The sequence below is a fragment of the Acidobacteriota bacterium genome, assembly GCA_035471785.1.
Taxonomy (GTDB): domain Bacteria; phylum Acidobacteriota; class UBA6911; order RPQK01; family DATIPO01; genus JANQFM01.
This window is the reverse complement of the sequence record DATIPQ010000098.1, coordinates 15,859-33,139: the sequence shown is the minus strand read 5'-3', so window position 1 is coordinate 33,139 and position 17,281 is coordinate 15,859. Positions and strand designations below refer to the sequence as shown.

Below are 17,281 nucleotides of genomic sequence, written 5' to 3'. Positions count from 1 at the left end.
AATGCGGGCTAGTGCTGCCGGTCATAAGTTCTGAGCCAGCCCTCCGCTCTTGTCCCTGACAGGGACAGATTCGCCAGCCCAGGGTCAGCCGCGGCGAGCGCTAGCGAGACGGCGGCGCCACCCTGGGTTTCAAACGCCAAATGTGGCAACGCTGAAAGCGTGAGATAACGCCACAGGGTGGCTCAAAACTTCTGGCGCACTGCACTAGGGCCGATCGAAGCGGTTCGGGCGCAGCCCGCGGCGGGTCTAGAGGGAAGGCTCGACCTTGGCTGCTGCGGCCTGAAACATCCGCAGGTGCTCCTCCAATTGAGGAAGCAAGTTGCGCGAATGATCGGGGATCAGCTCGATGGCCTCTTGTTGGGTTCGGACGGCCCCCAGGCTGTCGCCCGTGCTGTGCTGGGCCAGGGCCAGGGTGTCGAGAAATAGCCAAAGGTCGCGGCCCTTGCCGCTGCGCTCGATCTGGCAGGCCCGGGCGGCGGCCCGCAGCGCAGTCTCGGGCGAACTCAGCTTGGGGCCGGGCAGATTGAGCAGGAACCAGGCAGCGCTGTTGAGCTGATTGGCGGTGGCTTGCGGATAGTCCACGACCCGATGCAGCAACTCCGCCAGACGGGGCAGGATAGGCTGCACCTCGGCGGGCCAGCCTTTGCTCTCATAGAGGCCCAGCGACTGCATGAGCAGATCGACCCGGACGGGATGCAGACTCTTCCCCGGCGGAGCCATCAGCATGTCTTCAAGCAGCCCGTATGCTTCCTGGTCGCGGCCCATGGTGGCCAGGACCGTGGCCAGGTTGAACTGTGCTCCCCAAGTGTCGAAATGATGCTCGCCCAAGAACTTCTTGCGTGCCTCCCATACCTGCCGGGTCAGGATCTCTGCTTCCGTCCAGCGGTTGAGGCGCATATGGCTGATGGCCAGGTTGTTGATGGCCAGCAGCGTGCCGGGGTGATGGTCTCCGAAGTTCTCCACCCAGTCGACGACGACCTCTTCAAGCATGCGGTGAGACTCTTCCGCCCGGCCCATCGCAGCCTTCAATTGGGCCAGGTTGACCCGTGAGCCCAAGGTGTTGGCGTGTTTCGGCCCCAGGCTTTGGCTCTGCCCCTGAAGCACCTTGATCTGAAGCGCCTCGGCTTCTTCCAGTTCACCGCGCTGGGCGTGGATCTGAGCCAGGTTGTTCATCAGCCCCAGAATGATCTGTTCATCCTCATCCTTGATCCGGCCCAGGCCCTGCAACGCCTGACGATAATGTTCCTCGGCCTTGTCGAAATAGCCTTGGGCATAGTAGACGCTTCCCAGACTGGCCATCGACATCAGCGTCAGCTCGTCTTGCGGGCCCAGTTCCTTCTCGCGGATGGCTGCGGCCGCCCTCAGGTGATTGCCCGCCTCTTCTTCCCGCCCCAGGCTGAGGTAGGTCTTGCCCACCGTGTCGTGGAGGCGGGCTTCAACCAGCGGCTGATCCTTGAAAGAGGAGGACAGGTCGGAGGCCGATGCCTCCAGCAAGTCGACCACCGTGACATCGCGGCCCTTATCGGCCGGATCGGCCGAAGCCAGCATCTCGGACAGGAAGCTGACCACGGCTTCTGACTCGTCGCGGGCCAGGCGCGCCGAGTCGCGCTCATGGCTGGCCTGGAAAAAGGCATAGGTGGCGAAGCCGAGCCCGCCCAGCAGCGCCAGCAAGACCGCCGCGGCGGCGCTGAGGAACCCTTTGTGACGGCGCGCGAACTGTCCCAGCCGGTAGGAAGCGCTGGGCGGAGTCGCCTGAACGGTTTCGTGGCGCAGGTGACGGTGGAGGTCGTCGGCCAGGGCCGCCACGGAAGCGTAGCGCCGATCACGGTCGCGGTCGATGGCCTTGAGGACGATCCAGTCCAGTTCGCGGCGCAAAAGGCGTTCCAGCCCCGAAGGGTCGGTGCGGCGCTTGTCGGCCACCTCCCGGCGGCGGGAGGGGTCAGCCATCCCCTTGAAGCGCAGTGAAGGCCGGGTGGGATCTTCGTTGCGCACCCGTTGCATCCATTCCCGATAGCCCGAGGGCGTGTTGCGCTCCACTTGAAAAGGACGCACGCCGACCAGCAGTTCATAGAGAACCACCCCCAGCGAATAGACGTCGCAGCGGATGTCGAGGGCGCGTCCCGAACTCTCGGCCTGTTCGGGCGACATGTATTCGGGCGTACCCACCACCTGGCCCCATTGGGTGAGCATGGTGGCGTCGGTAAGCGGCTCGCGCAGGGCCTTGGCGATTCCGAAGTCGATGACCTTGGGAAGCGGCTTTCCTTCCACTTCCGTCACCATCAGGTTGGAAGGCTTCAAATCGCGGTGGATAACGCCCTTCTGATGGGCGTGATGAACGGCCTGGGCCACTGAAAGAAAGAGCTGGAGGCGCTCCCTGACGCTCATCTCGCGCTCATCGCAATAACGCGTCAAGGAGGTGCCTTCCACATACTCCATGGCGAAGTAGGGGCGGCCCATCTCGGTGGCGCCGGCATCGAAGACGCGGGCGATGCAGGGGTGGTCCATGCGCGCCAGTGCCTGTCTCTCGGCTTGGAAGCGGGCAATGATATGACGCGAGTCCATGCCCGGCTTGAGGATCTTCAGAGCCACCTTGCGGGAAAGGGGAGCATCTTGCTCAGCCAGGAAGACAGCCCCGAAGCCGCCCTCGCCAAGCAGCCGGACGAGCCGATAGGGACCCAGGCGGTCGCCGGGTTTCTCGGCGATTCCTTCCACTACGGCGTTCTGCAATGGCGGGACGGCGGATTTCCCGTCCTGGCCGTCGAGGATGCCGCTGACGTCATGAGCTTCCAGCAGCCGCTCGATCGTTTCACGCAATTGCGTGTCTCCGGCGCAGGCCCGCTCCAGGAACGGTCCCCGCTCCTCGGGGTCCATTGCGGCGGCCCTTTCAAAAATCTCGATCTTCTCGGAACGTTCTTCTCCCATCATCTCAAAATGCGTAAACGATGCGAGAGAGGGATCACCCTCACCGAAATTTGTTGATTCTTGCTATGAGAAAAGGATGACAGGCCTCAAACTGCCTCTCCGCTAGACGGAGCGGGCCGGCAGCAGGCGGGCGTGCCATGAGTCCGCCAGCGGCTTTTCGAATCCCTTTGCCCTCCGCAATTCTCCCAGCGTTTGCAGAGTGGTGTCGAAGACGCGGGTGGTGTCGTCGATCTCCCCGCTTTCCGCTTTTTTGACGAAAGTCAGGCGATCGGCGGCCTGGATGGAGCCGTCCGCCAAACGGTAAAAGACCAGAGCCCGGTTGAGGGCATCGTAGCCGGCTCTTTTGAGCTGCTTGAAGTTGGCCATGCAACTGTCCATCGAACAGCCCGAAAGGCCGTCGGCGGCGTCCCCGGCCACAACGGCGAAGCGGTCTTCCACCAAGGTAAAGGCGCCCGTGACCGGAATTTGGTGGGCGTTCCAGGTGGGCAGGAAGCTCTCGAGCTGGGCTGAAACGGCTTGACGTCCTCTCTCGCCGAGCGGACGGCTGAAGCCCATGATCCAGAGGCGGGACTGGTCGGGAAGATCCTTGAAGAGATTGAGGTCCATGTCGGTTGCCTTCGAAGCTGAGATGGGGCGCTCCAGGAGCCGGGCCCAGGGAGCGCCAGAGATTGTTTTCAACCCTACTGGCTTTCGCTCCAGGCGGCGTAACCGCCTTGCAGGCTCTTGATGTTCTCGAAGCCGTAGTTTTGGAAGAACTGGGCGGCCTGAACGCTGCGCTGGCCGTGCTGGCAGTAGACGATGATCTCACGGTCGCGCGGCCAATCCTGGATGATCTCCTGAGCCTTGGCCCGGTCAACGGCGATGGCGCCATCGATCTTTCCGTTTTCCATCTCCCAGGGCTCGCGTACGTCCAGCACGGCAACTTCGCCATTGTCGGCCAAACGCTGCTTGGCCTCCTCCTGGGAGATCTCGAGTGCCGCCAAGGGGTCGTAGATTTCAGCCGCTTCGTCAACCGCCTCGCCGCAGAATTTCTGATAGGCGCTTTGCAGAACCTTGGCCACGTTTTCAGCCGATTGCCCCTCGATATGATGACGTTCCACCATGTGGACGACTTGCCCGTCACGGATGACGGCGGCCGAGGGTGAAGAAGGCGGATATCCGGCGAAGTGCTGGCGGGCGCGGTTGACGGCGTCGACGTCGTTGCCGGCGAAGCTGGTCACCAGCCGGTCGGGCAGGACGTCGCTTTTCAGTGAGGCCACCACGCCGGGACGGGCCACGCCGGCGGCGCAACCGCATACCGAATTGATGAAGAAGAGGGTAGTGCCCTTTTCAGACATGATCTTGTCGACTTCATCTGCCGTCCGGGCTTCGCTGAAACCAGCGCCGGTCATCTCTTCCCGCATGGGTCTGATCATGTTCTCGTCGTACATTGGGCTTGCTCCTTAAGCTCTGTAGAATCTCGAATGTTCGAGGGCGGGCTCTTGGCTCCGCCATTTGGATTTTCTCTCTTTATTCTGGTGAAGTTCACTATTATAGCGAATCTTGCACTTGGCCATCGAGCGGGCAATGGGTCCGCCGCCTAGGATTGCTGAAAGACGATCTTAGGCTGCACTGACAGGCCGTCCGAAGCGGCGATAGCCAGCAGGCGGCCTTGGCAGAAGAGGCGGCACTGGCCGCGCGCCGGGTCGGGGATCATCAAGGCCGCCCCGTTGAGGACCCGCTTCGCTGCAGAAGGATCCACGTCGATACGAGGCAGTTCCGGCAACATTTTCTCCATCGGAACGAGGACCTCCTGCCATCGCGCTTCCACCTCCTGGGGAGCGATGGCCTGGGCTATCTGGAAGGGACCCGAACGGGTCCGGACCAGACTTTCCAGGTGGGCGCCGCAACCCAGCCGGCGGCCCATGTCGTGGGCCAGGCTGCGCACGTAGGTCCCTGAAGTGCAGTCGATCAGCAAGGTCCAGGCCGAGTCCTCGCGCTCCAGCAGTTGGAGACGGCTGATGGTGACGCTCCGCAGCGGACGTTCGGCTTGCTGGCCCTTGCGGGCGTACTCGTAGAGTTTCTTCCCCTTGACTTTGACCGCCGAGTAGAGGGGAGTGCGCTGTTGAATCGGTCCGCGAAAAGCCTGCAGGACCTCTTCCACCTGCTGCCGGCTCAGCTCGGGTACGGAATGCTCGTCGGTGACGCGTCCTTCGGCGTCGTAGGTATCGGTGGCGCGTCCCAGTCGGATGACGGCCCGGTATTGCTTGTCATGGCCTTGCAGATAGCGGGCCAGCCGGGTGGCCTGGCCCAGCACCAGCACCAGTACCCCTGAGGCCTGCGGATCCAGCGTACCCGCATGTCCCGCCTTGGCCTTCAAGCAGCGCCGCACCAGCGCAACCATGTCGTGGGAGGTGGGACCGGCGGGCTTGTTGATGACCAGGACGCCGTTGATGTCGCTGCGTTCGTATTTGCGCCGCCTACCCATTTCCGACCTCTTCCGTCCCCGCTTGACCTCGCCCGGCCTCTATCAGATCGCCCAGTTCCCTCAACACCCGGCTGCGGATCTCTGACCAGTCGCCCTGCAGAGTCATGCCGGCGGCGTTGAGGTGGCCTCCTCCGCCCATCCGCCGGGCCAATCCGCCCACGTCGATTTCTCCCTTGGAGCGCAGCGAGACGCGGCAATGGCCTCGGGAATCTTCCCGCAGCACCACTGAGGCCCGGATGCCTTCGAGAGAGAGCGGATAGTTGACCAGGCCTTCGGTGTGCTCGATATCGGCCGCCGCCCCCTGCAGGTGAGGCCGGCGCAGTTCGATCCAGGCCAGTCCTTTCTGGCGGTCGGTTTGCATCCGTCCCAGAGCTGTCCCCAGCAAGCGCAGCCGGGCCTCGGGTTGTCGCCGGTAGACCTGATGAGCAATGGCTCCCGGGTCGGCTCCGGCGCTTACCCAGCGGGCCGCGGCTTGGAAGGTGGAGGCATCGGTATTGGAGAACTGAAAGGAACCGGTATCGGTCAGCACCGCCAGATAGAGGCAGGTCGCGATGTCGGCGTCGAGGGGCGCTCCCAGCCGCAGCAACAGGTCGTCCACCAGCATTCCCACCGCCGAAGCCGTCTCGTCGACCCAATTGAGATCGGCAAAACCCGCGCCGCCGGGATGATGGTCGATGTTGATGGTGAAATGCTCCTCCAAGCCCGAAAGACCGGTCCGCTGGAAGTCGCTGCACTCCAGAATGACGATTCCCTGGTAGTCCCCTTCCACGCTGCGGCGCTGCAGGATGTCGGCGACTCCGGGCAGAAATGCCAAGACCGGCGGAACCGGCTCGGCGCTGAGGACGTCGACTTGCTTGCCCAGCCCCCGCAGCCCATGAGCCAGGGCCAGCGAAGATCCGATGGAGTCGCCGTCCGGCCCCTGATGGGATACCACAGCCAAACGGGTCGCCGAGCGGAGAAATTCGGCTATCTTGTGAGAGTCCATGAACGGTCGCCCCCGATAGCGGCAGCTAGCGGCTTGTCAGTAAGGCCACTAGGTGGCCAACAAGTTCACACACACGTCAAGTTTCAGGGACCGCAGTGAAGGCCCATTGCTCTCTGCGGTATGAGGCTGCTCGCTATTCGTAGTCGATGATTTCGATTTCGTAGCGGGTAGCGTCCATCCCCACCACCGTCTCGATATCGCGCACTACCTTCTCGGCCATGGCTTCCAGCTTTCTTTGGTCGGGGCCGATGGAGACGGCTCCCAGACGGGCCCGCTGCCAGAGATCCTGATGGCCGATCTCGGCGATGGAGAAGCTGGAACGCTGGCGCGACCTCTCGACCGCCTTGCGCAGGACGTTGCGCTTCTCCTTGAGGGAGTGGCAGAAGGGCAGGTAAAGCTCGATGGAACAGAAGACGATGGGCATGAACAGTTCTTAATGCCGCCGTCCGCGGCGCTGGCGGACGGCGGTCGATTTAGTGCAGTTCGGGCGTCGTTTCTTCGTGGGTGAAGCACTCGATGATGTCGTTGACCTTGACATCCTGGTAGCCTTCCAGCGAGATACCGCACTCGTAGCCCTTGCGTACTTTGTTGACGTCTTCCTTGAAACGGCGCAAGGAGTCGATGCGTCCTTCGTGCACCACCACGTTGTCGCGCAGCAGGCGGACGGAGGCGTTGCGGCGGATCTCTCCTTCGGTGACCATGCTGCCAGCCACCACTCCGTAGCGCGGCACCGAAAAGGTTTCGCGGACTTCGGCGCGTCCCAAAGCCACCTCTTTGACAGTGGGGTCGAGCAGTCCGACCAGGGCCTTCTCGATTTCGGCGGTGATGTCGTAGATGACCGTGTGCAGGCGGATGTCGACGCCTTCCTTCTCGGCCGCATCGGCCGCCGAGCGTTCGGGACGCACATTGAAGCCGATCACGATGGCGTCGGAAGCCGAGGCCAGTAGGACGTCCGATTCCGAGATGGCCCCCACACCGCTGTGGATGATCTTGACCTTGACCTTCTCGGACTTGATCTTGGTCAGCATGTCGGCCAGGACTTCCACCGATCCCTGGGCATCGGCCTTGAGGACGATGGGCAGTTCCCGCACCTCGCCGGCCTCCATCTTCGAGTAGAGGTCGTCGAGGCTGAGGCGCTGACCCCGGCTCAGCTCATGCTCGCGATGCTTCTCTCGTCGGTGTTCGGCCACCTGGCGGGCCTTGGAGGCGTCGCTCACGCCCTGGAAGGCGTCCCCCGCTTCGGGCAGTCCCTGTAGTCCCAGGATTTCTACGGCGCTTCCCGGACCCGACTTCTCCACGCTTTCGCCGCGGTCGTCGAACATGGCCCTCACACGGCCGCTGATCTTTCCGGCGATGAAACTGTCGCCGATGCTCAAAGTGCCGTTCTGAACCAGCACCGTCGCCACCGAGCCGCGGCCCTTGTCGATCTTCGCTTCCAAGATGACGCCGGCGGCTGAGCGGTCGGGGTTGGCCTTGAGTTCCAGCACTTCCGAGACCAGCGAGATCATCTCCAGCAGCTCGTCCAGGTTGGTCTGCTTGACGGCCGAAACCTCCACCATGACCGTATCGCCTCCCCAATCCTCCGCCACCAGTTCCAGGTCGGACAACTGCTGTTTGACGCGGTCGGGCTGGGCGTCGGGTTTGTCGATCTTATTGATGGCCACCAGGATGGGAACATCGGCGGCCCGGGCGTGATCGATGGCCTCGCGGGTCTGCGGCATGACGCCGTCATCGGCCGCCACCACCAACACCACCAAGTCGGTGGCCTGGGCTCCGCGGGAGCGCATGAGGGTGAAGGCTTCGTGGCCGGGGGTGTCGAGAAAGACGATGCGTTTGCCAGCGACATCGACATGATAGGCGCCGATGTGCTGGGTGATTCCGCCTGCTTCGCCGGCCGCCACCCGAGTCTCGCGAATCGCGTCCAGGAGCGAGGTCTTGCCGTGGTCGACGTGACCCATGACGGTGACCACGGGAGGACGCTCCTTGAGGTTCTCGGGTTTGTCTTCGACTTTGGTTTCTTCGATGACGGCCTCTTCGAAGGTCACGAAGGTGGGCGTCACGTTGAATTTCTCGCAGAGCTTCTCCATGATGCCCTGATCGATGGTTTGGTTGATGGTGGCCATCACGCCCATCCCCATCAGTTCTCTCAGGACGTCCTTGCTCTTGACCGAGATCTTTTCCGAGAAATCCCTCACGGAGAGGTTTTCGGAAAGGGTCAGATCCTGATGTTCGCGTTCCAGAGGAGGCTTCTTGACGCGGGTCCGCTGCTGCGGCTTAGGCTGCACCGGCGGACGCTCCAAAATGCGGGCCTGGCGGCGCTGGGGACGCTTGATCTCGCCCACGTCGCGTTCCGAAATGGGTTTGGGCAGTTCGGTGAGCTTGACCTTGGCGCGCTTGCGCTTGACCGCTTCCCGCTTTTTCTTCTCGGCCTCTTTCCTCTTGGCTTCCTCGAGGGCCTTTTTCTTCTCGGCCTCTTCGGCCGCCTTCTTTTCGGCGGCGGCCTTCTTCTCTTCCTCGGCGGCTTCCTTCTCCTCCGCCTTCTTGGCCTCTTCCTTAGCTTCAGCTTCCTCTGCTTCTTCGGCCTTCTTGGCCTCTTCGGCTTCCTTGGCCTCAGCCGCGGCCTCTTCTTCGGCCTTCTTCTCTTCCTCGGCGGCTTCCTTCTCCTCGGCCTTCTTAGCCTCTTCTTCAGCCTTCTTTTCGGCGGCGGCCTTCTTCTCTTCGGCCTCTTCTTCAGCTTTGGCCTTTTCTTCAGCTTCGTCGGCCTCTTCGGCCTCGACATCCTCTTTCCCGGCCTCTTTCTTGGCCTTTTCTTCCTCCTCAGCTTCGGCTTTCTTAGCTGCGGCCTCCGGAGTCATCAGCTTCTCGGCCTGTTCAGGAGAGACCGGAAGCGGACCTTCGGGTTGCTTGTCCTCTTCCGCCTCCAGGGCTTCTTCTTCGATCTCCTCGTCCTTGGTGACGGGCTTCTCCACCCTGCGATAGGCGGGAGACGTGCCTTTGCGCGGCTTGAGCGAGCCGCCCAGCGGCGACTCGGCGGACTCCTCAGGCGTCTCTTCAACCGGCTTGCGCACACCCTTGCGGGGGCCTTTGCCCAGTTGTTTGATGGACTTGCGCGGCTTGGCGGCGGGCGTCTTCTTGGCCTTGGTCTTTTTCTTCTTTTCCTGTTCGATTTCAGCCAGCATTTCCAGGCGCCGCCGGACGCGCTTGGCAATGTCCTGATCTACCTGCGTATCGGCAGACGGCACCCACACCCCGATCTTCTTCAACTCCGAGATCACGGTGGAATCCCGAATGTCGAATTCGGACGCGAGTTCGCTGACCTTAATCTGTTCCATTTGCACGTCTTGGGCCATTACGTCTTTAAGACTTCTCCTCGCCGCTCTTGTTTGTCCAATCCGGTGAGATCGGCTTTATTTCTCCTCTGAGGCGCCTTCCTCGACGCCTTCAGGGGCTAATTCCTCTTCCTCTCGGTCTTCTTCGTCATCTTCGCCGATCGGTCCCAGCACGTCTTCAGCCGTCAGTTCCTTTTCGGCCTCCTCCGCGCTCTCTTCCGCGGATTCGGCCTCCTCCGGCTCCTCGTCTTCCTCATTTTCCTCGTCTTCCTCGTCTTCGGACTCTTCCCCGACCGAGGCCAGAACATCTTCGGCGGTCAACTCTTCTTCGATGTCTTCCAAGTCTTCGTCGTCGAATTCCTCGTCGCGGGCGTGCAGAAAAGCCCGGGCGCGGGCGATCAGATCCTGGGCCGTATCGTCTTCCATGCCGGTCTTTTGGGCCAGCGTGCCGGCGCCGCTCTTGACCAGGTCCTCCACCGTTTCGATGCCGGCTTCTTCCAGCATCTCCTGCTGTTCCTCGGTGATCGAGAGAGCCACCTCTTCTTCCGGGAACTGCTCTTCCATCTGGCTGAGGATCTCGCGTTTCTTCTCCTCGGCGCTCTTGATATCGATCTCCCAACCCAGCAAGCGCGAGGCCAGGCGCACGTTCTGCCCCTTCTTTCCGATAGCCAGCGAAAGCTGGTCCTCGGGGACGATTACCTCCAGCACGTTCTCTTCCAGGTCGCTGATGAGGACCTTGGAAATGCGGGCCGGGTTGAGGGCGTTGATGGCGTACTCGACGATATCGTCGGAGTACTGGATGATGTCGATCTTCTCGCCCCGCAACTCCCGGATGACGGCGTTGATGCGGCTCCCTTTCATGCCCACGCAAGCTCCTACCGGATCGACCGTGTCGTCCTTGGAAGCCACCGCCACTTTGGCCCGCTCTCCCCCTTCGCGGACGGCGTTTTTGATGACCACCGTACCGTCGTAGACCTCGGGGATCTCCCGCTCGAAAAGGCGGATGAGCAGGGAGGGGTCGGTACGCGAGACGACGATCTGGGGCCCTTTGGAGACGCGGTGGACCTTGATGATGGTGACGCTGACCCGGTCCCCGGGGTTGTACTGCTCGATGCGCGACTGTTCGCTGAAGGGCAAAAGCGCCTCGACGCGCTTGCGGCCGATCTCCAGGATCACGTCGCGGCCTTCGCGGCGGCGCACCACGCCGTTTTCCACCTCGTGGATCTTGTCCTTGAACTCTTCGTAAATCTGCTCCCGTTCCGCCTCCCTGATCTTCTGGTTGATCACCTGCTTGGCGGTTTGCGCCGAGATGCGGCCCAATTCCAGCGTCGGCTTGGGGATCTCGATGAAGTCTCCTTCCTCGAAAGATTCGTCGATTTCCTGGGCTTCCTGCAGCGACATCTGCTCGTCGGGATCTTCGACCTCCTCCACGATCTCCTTGACCGCGAAGACTTCGATCATGCCCGTCTCCAGATCAAGGCGGGCTTGCAGGTTCTCGGTGGTCTTGAAGTACTTTTTGGCAGCCGCAACCATGGCATCTTCGATGGCCTCGCGGATGATGTCCGCCTCGATGCCCTTTTCCTTGCTGATCATCTCGATCTGCTGCCCTAGAATATTCGCCATTTATATCGCCTCGAACGCTCTTCGGCGTCCCTTCTGGTTAGTCGAATTCGTAAACCAGATTCGCTTTCTTAATCTTCTCGTATGGGATCTGATAACGGTTTCCTTCGCAGTCCATCGTCACGACCCCATTTTGGAAGTCCTCAATGACCCCCTTGAAGTTCCTTCTCCCGTCGATTTTCTCCGTCGCCCGCAGGCGGATTTCCCGGCCCACGAAACGGCGGTAATCGTCCGCCTTGAAAAGCGGCCGCTCGATTCCGGGTGAGGAGACTTCCAGAACATATTTTCGGTCGATGAAATCCTCGACCTCCAGCAGCACGGCGACGTGCTTGCTGACCTTCTGACAATCATCCAAGCTGACTCCTCCGGGCTTATCGATGTAGATGCGCAACAGAGAGGGGCGCGCGCCGGCTACGAATTCCACGTGCTCGATGCGGACGCCGTGTTCTTCGGCGACTCCGCGAGCCAGTTCCTCTGTTCGGGCTGCCACATCCATAGGCCTAAAATAAAAAAGTGGGCAAATGCCCACTCGAAAGAGTCTGCCCTGCGTAAGTATATTCCAAGACCGTTACAGGTGCAAGAAGGAGGAAGCCGGTCGAAGCGGGCAAACCCCAGCGGACTAAGGGCTGGAGGGGGCCACGGTCCGCACGACGCCCAACCCCTCCAGCTCCGGCTCGAGTTGGGCCTGCGGGCCGGTCACGGCCAGCACGAAATCCTGGGCCGAAACGTGGCGCATGACAGCCGACTGCAGGCGTGCGGCGTCGATGCGCTCGATGCGCAGTCCGAAGGTGGTCACGTAGCCGGCCCCGATCTCGAACAGGCGCATCTCCAGCAGCGTCTGCAACCGCCTCATGGGATCCCGCAGCGACTGCCGGAAGTCTTCCAGCACCAATTGCTTGGCTTCTCTCAGGCGGCCTTCGTCGATCTGGCCTTCAGCCACCCCCTCCACGAAACGGCGCAACTGCTTGAAGTACTCGGCCAGCAGCCCGGCCTGGCTGCGAATGCTGAGCTGCAGGAAACCCGGCATGCGGCGAGCCTCCAGCAGCGGCCGGCCTTGAATGTGGGAACGCGCCTCCACCGTTTGGGCCCAGTCAGGAAGGCTGAGCGTGAGGTATTGCTCAAAGACCTTGAGAGCGTGATAGTCGGGATCGGTCTTGGGCACACCCAGGTTGCCCCAGCGCAGGATAGCCTGGTCGGCTGAGCCATCCAGCAACAAGATATGGCCCCCCTTGAGCGGTTCGGCCCGGCGGAAAGTGAAAGGCAGCGCTTCCCGCCCCACCCATCCGCCCCAACTGCGGCTCAGGCTGCGGAAGGCGCGCTCGCGGTCGCCCGAGTGGTAGAAGGCCAGTTGGGCCTGGTTGGGCATGACCAGCCGGCGGTACTGAATCTTGATGTCGTTGAGGCTGACCTTCTGCAGCGACTCCACCGTCCCTTTAACCGGTCGGCCGTAAGGATTGGGGACAAACAACTCGGCCAGCAGCAATTCCTGACTGCGCAGCTCCGGGTCATCGGCTTCGCCGCGCCTTTCCTGCAACAGCTCCTGGCGGGCGCTCTGGAAGGCTTCTTCGGTGAAGGACGGACGAATGACGATGTCGGCCAACAGCGAAAGGACCTCCCCCATGCGCGCCGTGGGACCGCTGCCCAGAAAGTAAAGGGCGTCGTAGTCGACGCGGACCTCGATTTGCGCATTGAGGGACCTGAGGGCGAAACGCATCTGCTCGGGGGTGCGCCCTTCCGTGGAAGCCAGCATCATGCGTGTCATCAATAAGGTCGAGCCCCACTTTTCCACCGGGTCGAAAGCCGCTCCGTTGCGGATCATGAGAAGGAAGTGAGACTCCTCGCGGGTGGTGGGCAGGAAGAGAATCTCCATGCCGTTGAGCAAGGACTCCTTCTCGAACTCGGGCAGCTCGATCTGGCTGGGCGGCGGAGCCTGAGCCGAGAGGACGGCCCCCCATGGAGGCGTCGCAAGAAGGAGGACCGTCAGCAGCATAAAGCGTAGATTTCTCATCACCATGTCAGAATCGTCTATTTTATAAGATGTGGAGAGTTGATGCGAAACGGCGAAACTTTGATCAAAGACGTGAGCCGCCACCGCCTCGATAACGGCCTCACGGTGCTGGCCCGGCAAGACCGCAGCGTCCCGGTCGTCACCAGCATGATGTGGTACAAGGTGGGCTCCCGCCACGAAAGCCCGGGGATGAGAGGCGTTTCCCACCTCTTGGAACATCTCATGTTCAAGGGCACCGACCGCTACGGCAAGGGCGAAATCGATTACATCACCACCCGCCTGGGAGGCAGCAACAATGCCTTCACTTCGCTCGACTCCACCGCCTACTACTTCTGCTTCGCTTCCGACCGCTGGCTGACGGCGCTTGATATCGAAGCCAGCCGCATGGGCGGCAATCTCTTCGAGCCGCGCGAGTTCGAGATGGAAAGGAAAGTGGTGATCGAAGAGCTCAAGATGGACCTCGATCAGCCCTGGAGCGCCTTGCGCAGCCAGGTCGAACGCAAGTCCTTCCGCAGCCACCCCTACCGCTACCCCGTGATCGGCTTGCTGCAGGACCTTCGCTCGATTTCTCTCGAGCAAGTGCGCGACTACTATCTTCGGCGATACTCGCCGGCCAATGCCGTGCTGGTGCTGGTGGGCGATTTCGAACCCGCGGAAGCCCTGCGCCAAGTCAGGGCCAGGTTCGAGTCCTTGCCGGACGGCGGCCGAGAGGCGGAAACGGCCTGTCCTGAAGAGCCGCCTCGGCAAGCCGCCCTGCGGGTCGACGTGCGGCGTACGGCCCGGGTTTCCCGCCTCTTGCTGGCCTTCCCAGCTCCCTCGATAAGAAATCCCGACCACTACGTCATGCAGGTGATCGACCGGCTCTTGTCGGAAGGCAAGCTGTGCCGCCTCTATCAAAGTCTGGTCGAGGAGCAGCGCCTGGCCTCCATGGCTTCCACCGAAGTCACCGAAACCTATGATCCTTACCTGCTGCTGGCCCGCTTCGAATTGCGCAACGGGATTTCGCTGCAGGAAGCCGAGGAACGCATTCTGGCCGAATTCAGTCGCCTGGGCCAGGAAGCCCCGGCCGAGGACGACGTGGCCCGCGCCCGCAAGCAATGCTGCACTCAGGTCCTGCAGGAATTCGAGACCACCCTTGACCAGGCCGTGCAACTGGGCATGATGGAGACCCTGGTCGGGTTCGAGTACTGGGTGGATTACCTGCGGCGCATTCGTTCGGTGACGCCAGAGGACGTGCGGCGCGTGGCCGAGCGCTATCTCGACCCCTCACAGGTCATTGTGGGGCGCATGCCGCGCACCCGCAGTCAGGTCGCTTGATCAAAAACACCATGGAACGAGTGGACACACGGCGCCGCCCCGGCAGCGGCTATGACTTGCACCTTTCCCGCAGGCGTCTGGAAAACGGCCTGACATTGCTGGTTTCCGAATCGCATCGGCTGCCCACGGTGACCGTCAACGCCTACCTCCTGGCCGGTTCGGACCAGAACCCCCAGGGCTGCGCCGGCCTCTCCGAACTGACCTCGCGCTTGCTCGACGAAGGCAGCCGCAGCCGTACGGCCCGCCAGATGTCGGCCTTGATCGAGAACGAAGGCGGGAGCCTGACCGTCTTCTCGCGTCGCGAGATTAGCGGCCTTTCCTTCCAATCCCGCCGTGAAGGGCTGGATACGGGTCTGCGGGTCCTCTACGAATTGATGGCCGAGCCAGTCTTTCCACAAGCCTCTTTCGAAGAGGAAAAGCAGCGCCTGCTCAGCGACCTGGAAGCCATGGAAGACGATCCCTCCAGCGTGGCGGGACGCCTTTTCAATGCCCAGATCTACAGGGGGACATCGCTTCAGTACCCCTACCTGGGCACTCCCGATCAAGTGCAGGCGCTGGCGGTGGAGGACGTGAGGGATTTTCACCGCCGCAAGTATTCGCCCCGCAACACCGTGCTGGTGGTGGTGGGCGACGTTCAAGCCGGCCGGGTCGAAGAAGAGGTGACACGCCTCTTCGGCGACTGGCAGGCTCCCCATTTCGACAGACGCCCCATTCAAGTTCCGCCGCGCCAGAACAAGCCCGTGCTGCTGGAAGAGGTGATGGACGCCGAGCAGGTCCAGATCGCCCTGGGACACCTGGGGGTAACCCGGCTCAACCCCGACTTTCACCGTCTTCAGGTGCTGGACGTGATTCTGGGCAGCGGACCCGGATTCACCAGCCGCATCCCGCGCATCCTGCGCGACGACCTGGGATTGGCTTACCTCACCTACTCCAACATCACCTCCACCGCCGGACTCTATCCCGGACGCTTTGTGGCCTACCTCAGCACCTCTCCCGAAAACCGTCGCCAAGCGCTGTCCCGCCTGACCGAGGAGATCGGCGCCATGGCTCAAGGGGCCTTCAGCGACGAGGAACTGCAGACGGCTCAAGAGTTCCTGACCGGGAACTTCGTCTTCGATTTCGAGTCCAACTACAATGTGGCTCGCTTTTTGCTGGCCAGCGAGTTGTACGGATTGGGAATCAACTTTCCAGACCGTTATCCCCGCATCATCCGTTCCATCACCCGAGAGGACGTGAGGCGGGTGGCGGAACGCTATCTCGATCCGGTAAACTGCACTACAGTGGTGGTGGGACCATCCGCCCCAGTTGAGGATTGACCTTGAACTTCTATCGCAGACTTGTTCCCCTGTTGGTTTTCTTGCTGGCGGCTGCGGCCTGCGGCGAGCGCCAGGCCCCGCCTCCGCCCCCGCCCAGCGCCGACCGCAGTCCCACCGGATCTCCTGATGCCACGCCCGGCGCAACCGTGGCGCCTCCCTCGGTGACCCTGAACGCCCAGCCTCTTCAGGTGCGCAGAGGGGAGCCTTCTCTGCTGGATTGGGAGGCCACTTCGGCTTCCCAGGTGACGCTGCAGCCCGGAATCGGCGAGGTCGAGGCCGTGGGAAGCTTGCAGGTCTATCCCGAGCAGACCACCACTTACATTCTCAACGCGCTGGGAGAGGGGGGATCATCCACCCGCTCGGTTACGGTGGAAGTGCTTGCCGACGAGCAAGGACTGGAGGTCCAGAACATCGACCCCGATCTGCCCCTGGAAGAACGCTTCAAGCGGGCCGTCAAGCCCGTCTTTTTCGAGTTCGACGAGGCTGACCTGAGCGCCGAGGCCCGCCGCACCCTGGACGAAAACATCGAGTGGCTGACGTTGCCCGAAAACTTGTCGGTCCGCTTTCTGGTGGAAGGTCACTGCGATCAGCGGGGTTCCGACGAATACAACCTGGCGCTGGGCGAGTTGCGGGCCCAGGTGGTGAAGGGCTACCTGGTGCGCGGAGGCGTCGATCCCGCCCGGATCTTTACCGTTTCCTACGGCGAAGAGCGCCCCTTTGCCACGGGGGACAGCGAAGAAGACTACGCCCTCAACCGGCGAGCCCACTTCCTTCTGCGGCCTTAGAGGGAGCTTTCCATGTTTGAGGAAAAGGAAAAGAAGTCCAACAATCCGATGCTCATCTTTCCTTTGGCCGCCCTTCTGGTGATCGCGGGCGGCTTGGCGGTCTACTACCTGACTCCAGGACCTCCCCCGCCTCCCGGCGAGGTGGAAGGAATGATCCGAAAAGACACTCCCGAGTTCGAACGTTACAGCGAGAGCCTGCGCCTGGAGCAGAGCAAGAGCAGCATGACCGCCAACTTCAGCGGGGGAGAGACGGTTCTTTTCAAAGGTTCGGTCCTCAACCTGACCACCCGCACGGTCGAGGCTCTGGAGGTCACGCTGCTCTTTTTCAACAACCAAGAAACGGTGGGTGAGATTCCCCGAATGGTGATCCATCCAGCCGAGGACGAGCCGCTGCCTCCCCAGTACGAACGCGGCATCAGCATCGCCGTGGACGAAGAGCACTTTCCCCAGGGATGGCTGCGCCAGCACGCCGAAATCGAACTCAGCGGTTTCCGCTTCGCTCCCCAGCCCCGGCCCGTTCAATGACATCGGG

General features: G+C 62.0%; 14 protein-coding genes. 4 read left to right on the top strand and 10 right to left on the bottom strand.

The annotated features are described in order from the left end of the window. Positions 1-246: 246 nt before the first annotated feature. The 10 genes from VLU25_14010 to VLU25_13965 form a co-directional block, all read right to left on the bottom strand. Entirely contained in the window at positions 247-2,925 is a 2,679-nt protein-coding gene (locus VLU25_14010) for a tetratricopeptide repeat protein (GenBank protein ID HSR69047.1), read from the bottom strand. Positions 2,926-3,024: 99 nt separating this feature from the next. Beyond that, positions 3,025-3,528, bottom strand: a complete 504-nt coding sequence (locus tag VLU25_14005; protein ID HSR69046.1) for a hypothetical protein — start codon at positions 3,526-3,528, stop codon at positions 3,025-3,027. 74 nt (positions 3,529-3,602) lie between these two features. Then, on the bottom strand, positions 3,603-4,352 hold the full coding sequence (locus VLU25_14000; GenBank protein HSR69045.1) for a BrxA/BrxB family bacilliredoxin: 750 nt from the start codon (positions 4,350-4,352) through the stop codon (positions 3,603-3,605). Between the two features lie 149 nt (positions 4,353-4,501). Next, entirely contained in the window at positions 4,502-5,389 is an 888-nt protein-coding gene (gene truB / locus VLU25_13995) for a tRNA pseudouridine(55) synthase TruB (GenBank protein ID HSR69044.1), read from the bottom strand. Further along, a complete protein-coding gene (locus VLU25_13990) occupies positions 5,382-6,374 on the bottom strand; it encodes a bifunctional oligoribonuclease/PAP phosphatase NrnA (GenBank protein ID HSR69043.1) in 993 nt (330 codons plus the stop codon). Before VLU25_13990 ends, truB begins: the two co-directional genes overlap by 8 nt. Positions 6,375-6,507: 133 nt before the next feature. Continuing rightward, positions 6,508-6,798 carry a DUF503 domain-containing protein gene (locus VLU25_13985; GenBank protein ID HSR69042.1) on the bottom strand — a complete coding sequence of 97 codons (291 nt, stop codon included), beginning with the start codon at positions 6,796-6,798 and terminating at the stop codon, positions 6,508-6,510. Positions 6,799-6,847: 49 nt separating this feature from the next. Continuing rightward, positions 6,848-9,706: a translation initiation factor IF-2 gene (infB, locus tag VLU25_13980; protein HSR69041.1), complete on the bottom strand. Its 2,859-nt coding sequence runs from the start codon at positions 9,704-9,706 to the stop codon at positions 6,848-6,850. A 75-nt stretch (positions 9,707-9,781) separates the two neighbouring features. After that, positions 9,782-11,326, bottom strand: a complete 1,545-nt coding sequence (gene nusA / locus VLU25_13975; protein ID HSR69040.1) for a transcription termination factor NusA — start codon at positions 11,324-11,326, stop codon at positions 9,782-9,784. A 37-nt stretch (positions 11,327-11,363) separates the two neighbouring features. After that, complete coding sequence (gene rimP, locus VLU25_13970) at positions 11,364-11,813, bottom strand: ribosome maturation factor RimP (GenBank protein ID HSR69039.1); 450 nt, start codon at positions 11,811-11,813, stop codon at positions 11,364-11,366. A gap of 129 nt (positions 11,814-11,942) precedes the next feature. Beyond that, entirely contained in the window at positions 11,943-13,331 is a 1,389-nt protein-coding gene (locus VLU25_13965; GenBank protein ID HSR69038.1) for a pitrilysin family protein, read from the bottom strand. A gap of 42 nt (positions 13,332-13,373) precedes the next feature. Between VLU25_13965 and VLU25_13960 the strand changes: the two genes are divergently transcribed. The 4 genes from VLU25_13960 to VLU25_13945 are packed head-to-tail and all read left to right on the top strand — an operon-like array spanning position 13,374 to position 17,274. Next, positions 13,374-14,648, top strand: a complete 1,275-nt coding sequence (locus VLU25_13960; protein HSR69037.1) for a pitrilysin family protein — start codon at positions 13,374-13,376, stop codon at positions 14,646-14,648. An 11-nt stretch (positions 14,649-14,659) separates the two neighbouring features. Continuing rightward, on the top strand, positions 14,660-15,964 hold the full coding sequence (locus VLU25_13955; protein HSR69036.1) for a pitrilysin family protein: 1,305 nt from the start codon (positions 14,660-14,662) through the stop codon (positions 15,962-15,964). Positions 15,965-15,966: 2 nt separating this feature from the next. Continuing rightward, a complete protein-coding gene (locus tag VLU25_13950) occupies positions 15,967-16,749 on the top strand; it encodes an OmpA family protein (protein HSR69035.1) in 783 nt (260 codons plus the stop codon). 12 nt (positions 16,750-16,761) lie between these two features. Next, positions 16,762-17,274: a hypothetical protein gene (locus VLU25_13945; GenBank protein HSR69034.1), complete on the top strand. Its 513-nt coding sequence runs from the start codon at positions 16,762-16,764 to the stop codon at positions 17,272-17,274. The last annotated feature ends 7 nt before the right edge of the window (positions 17,275-17,281 follow it).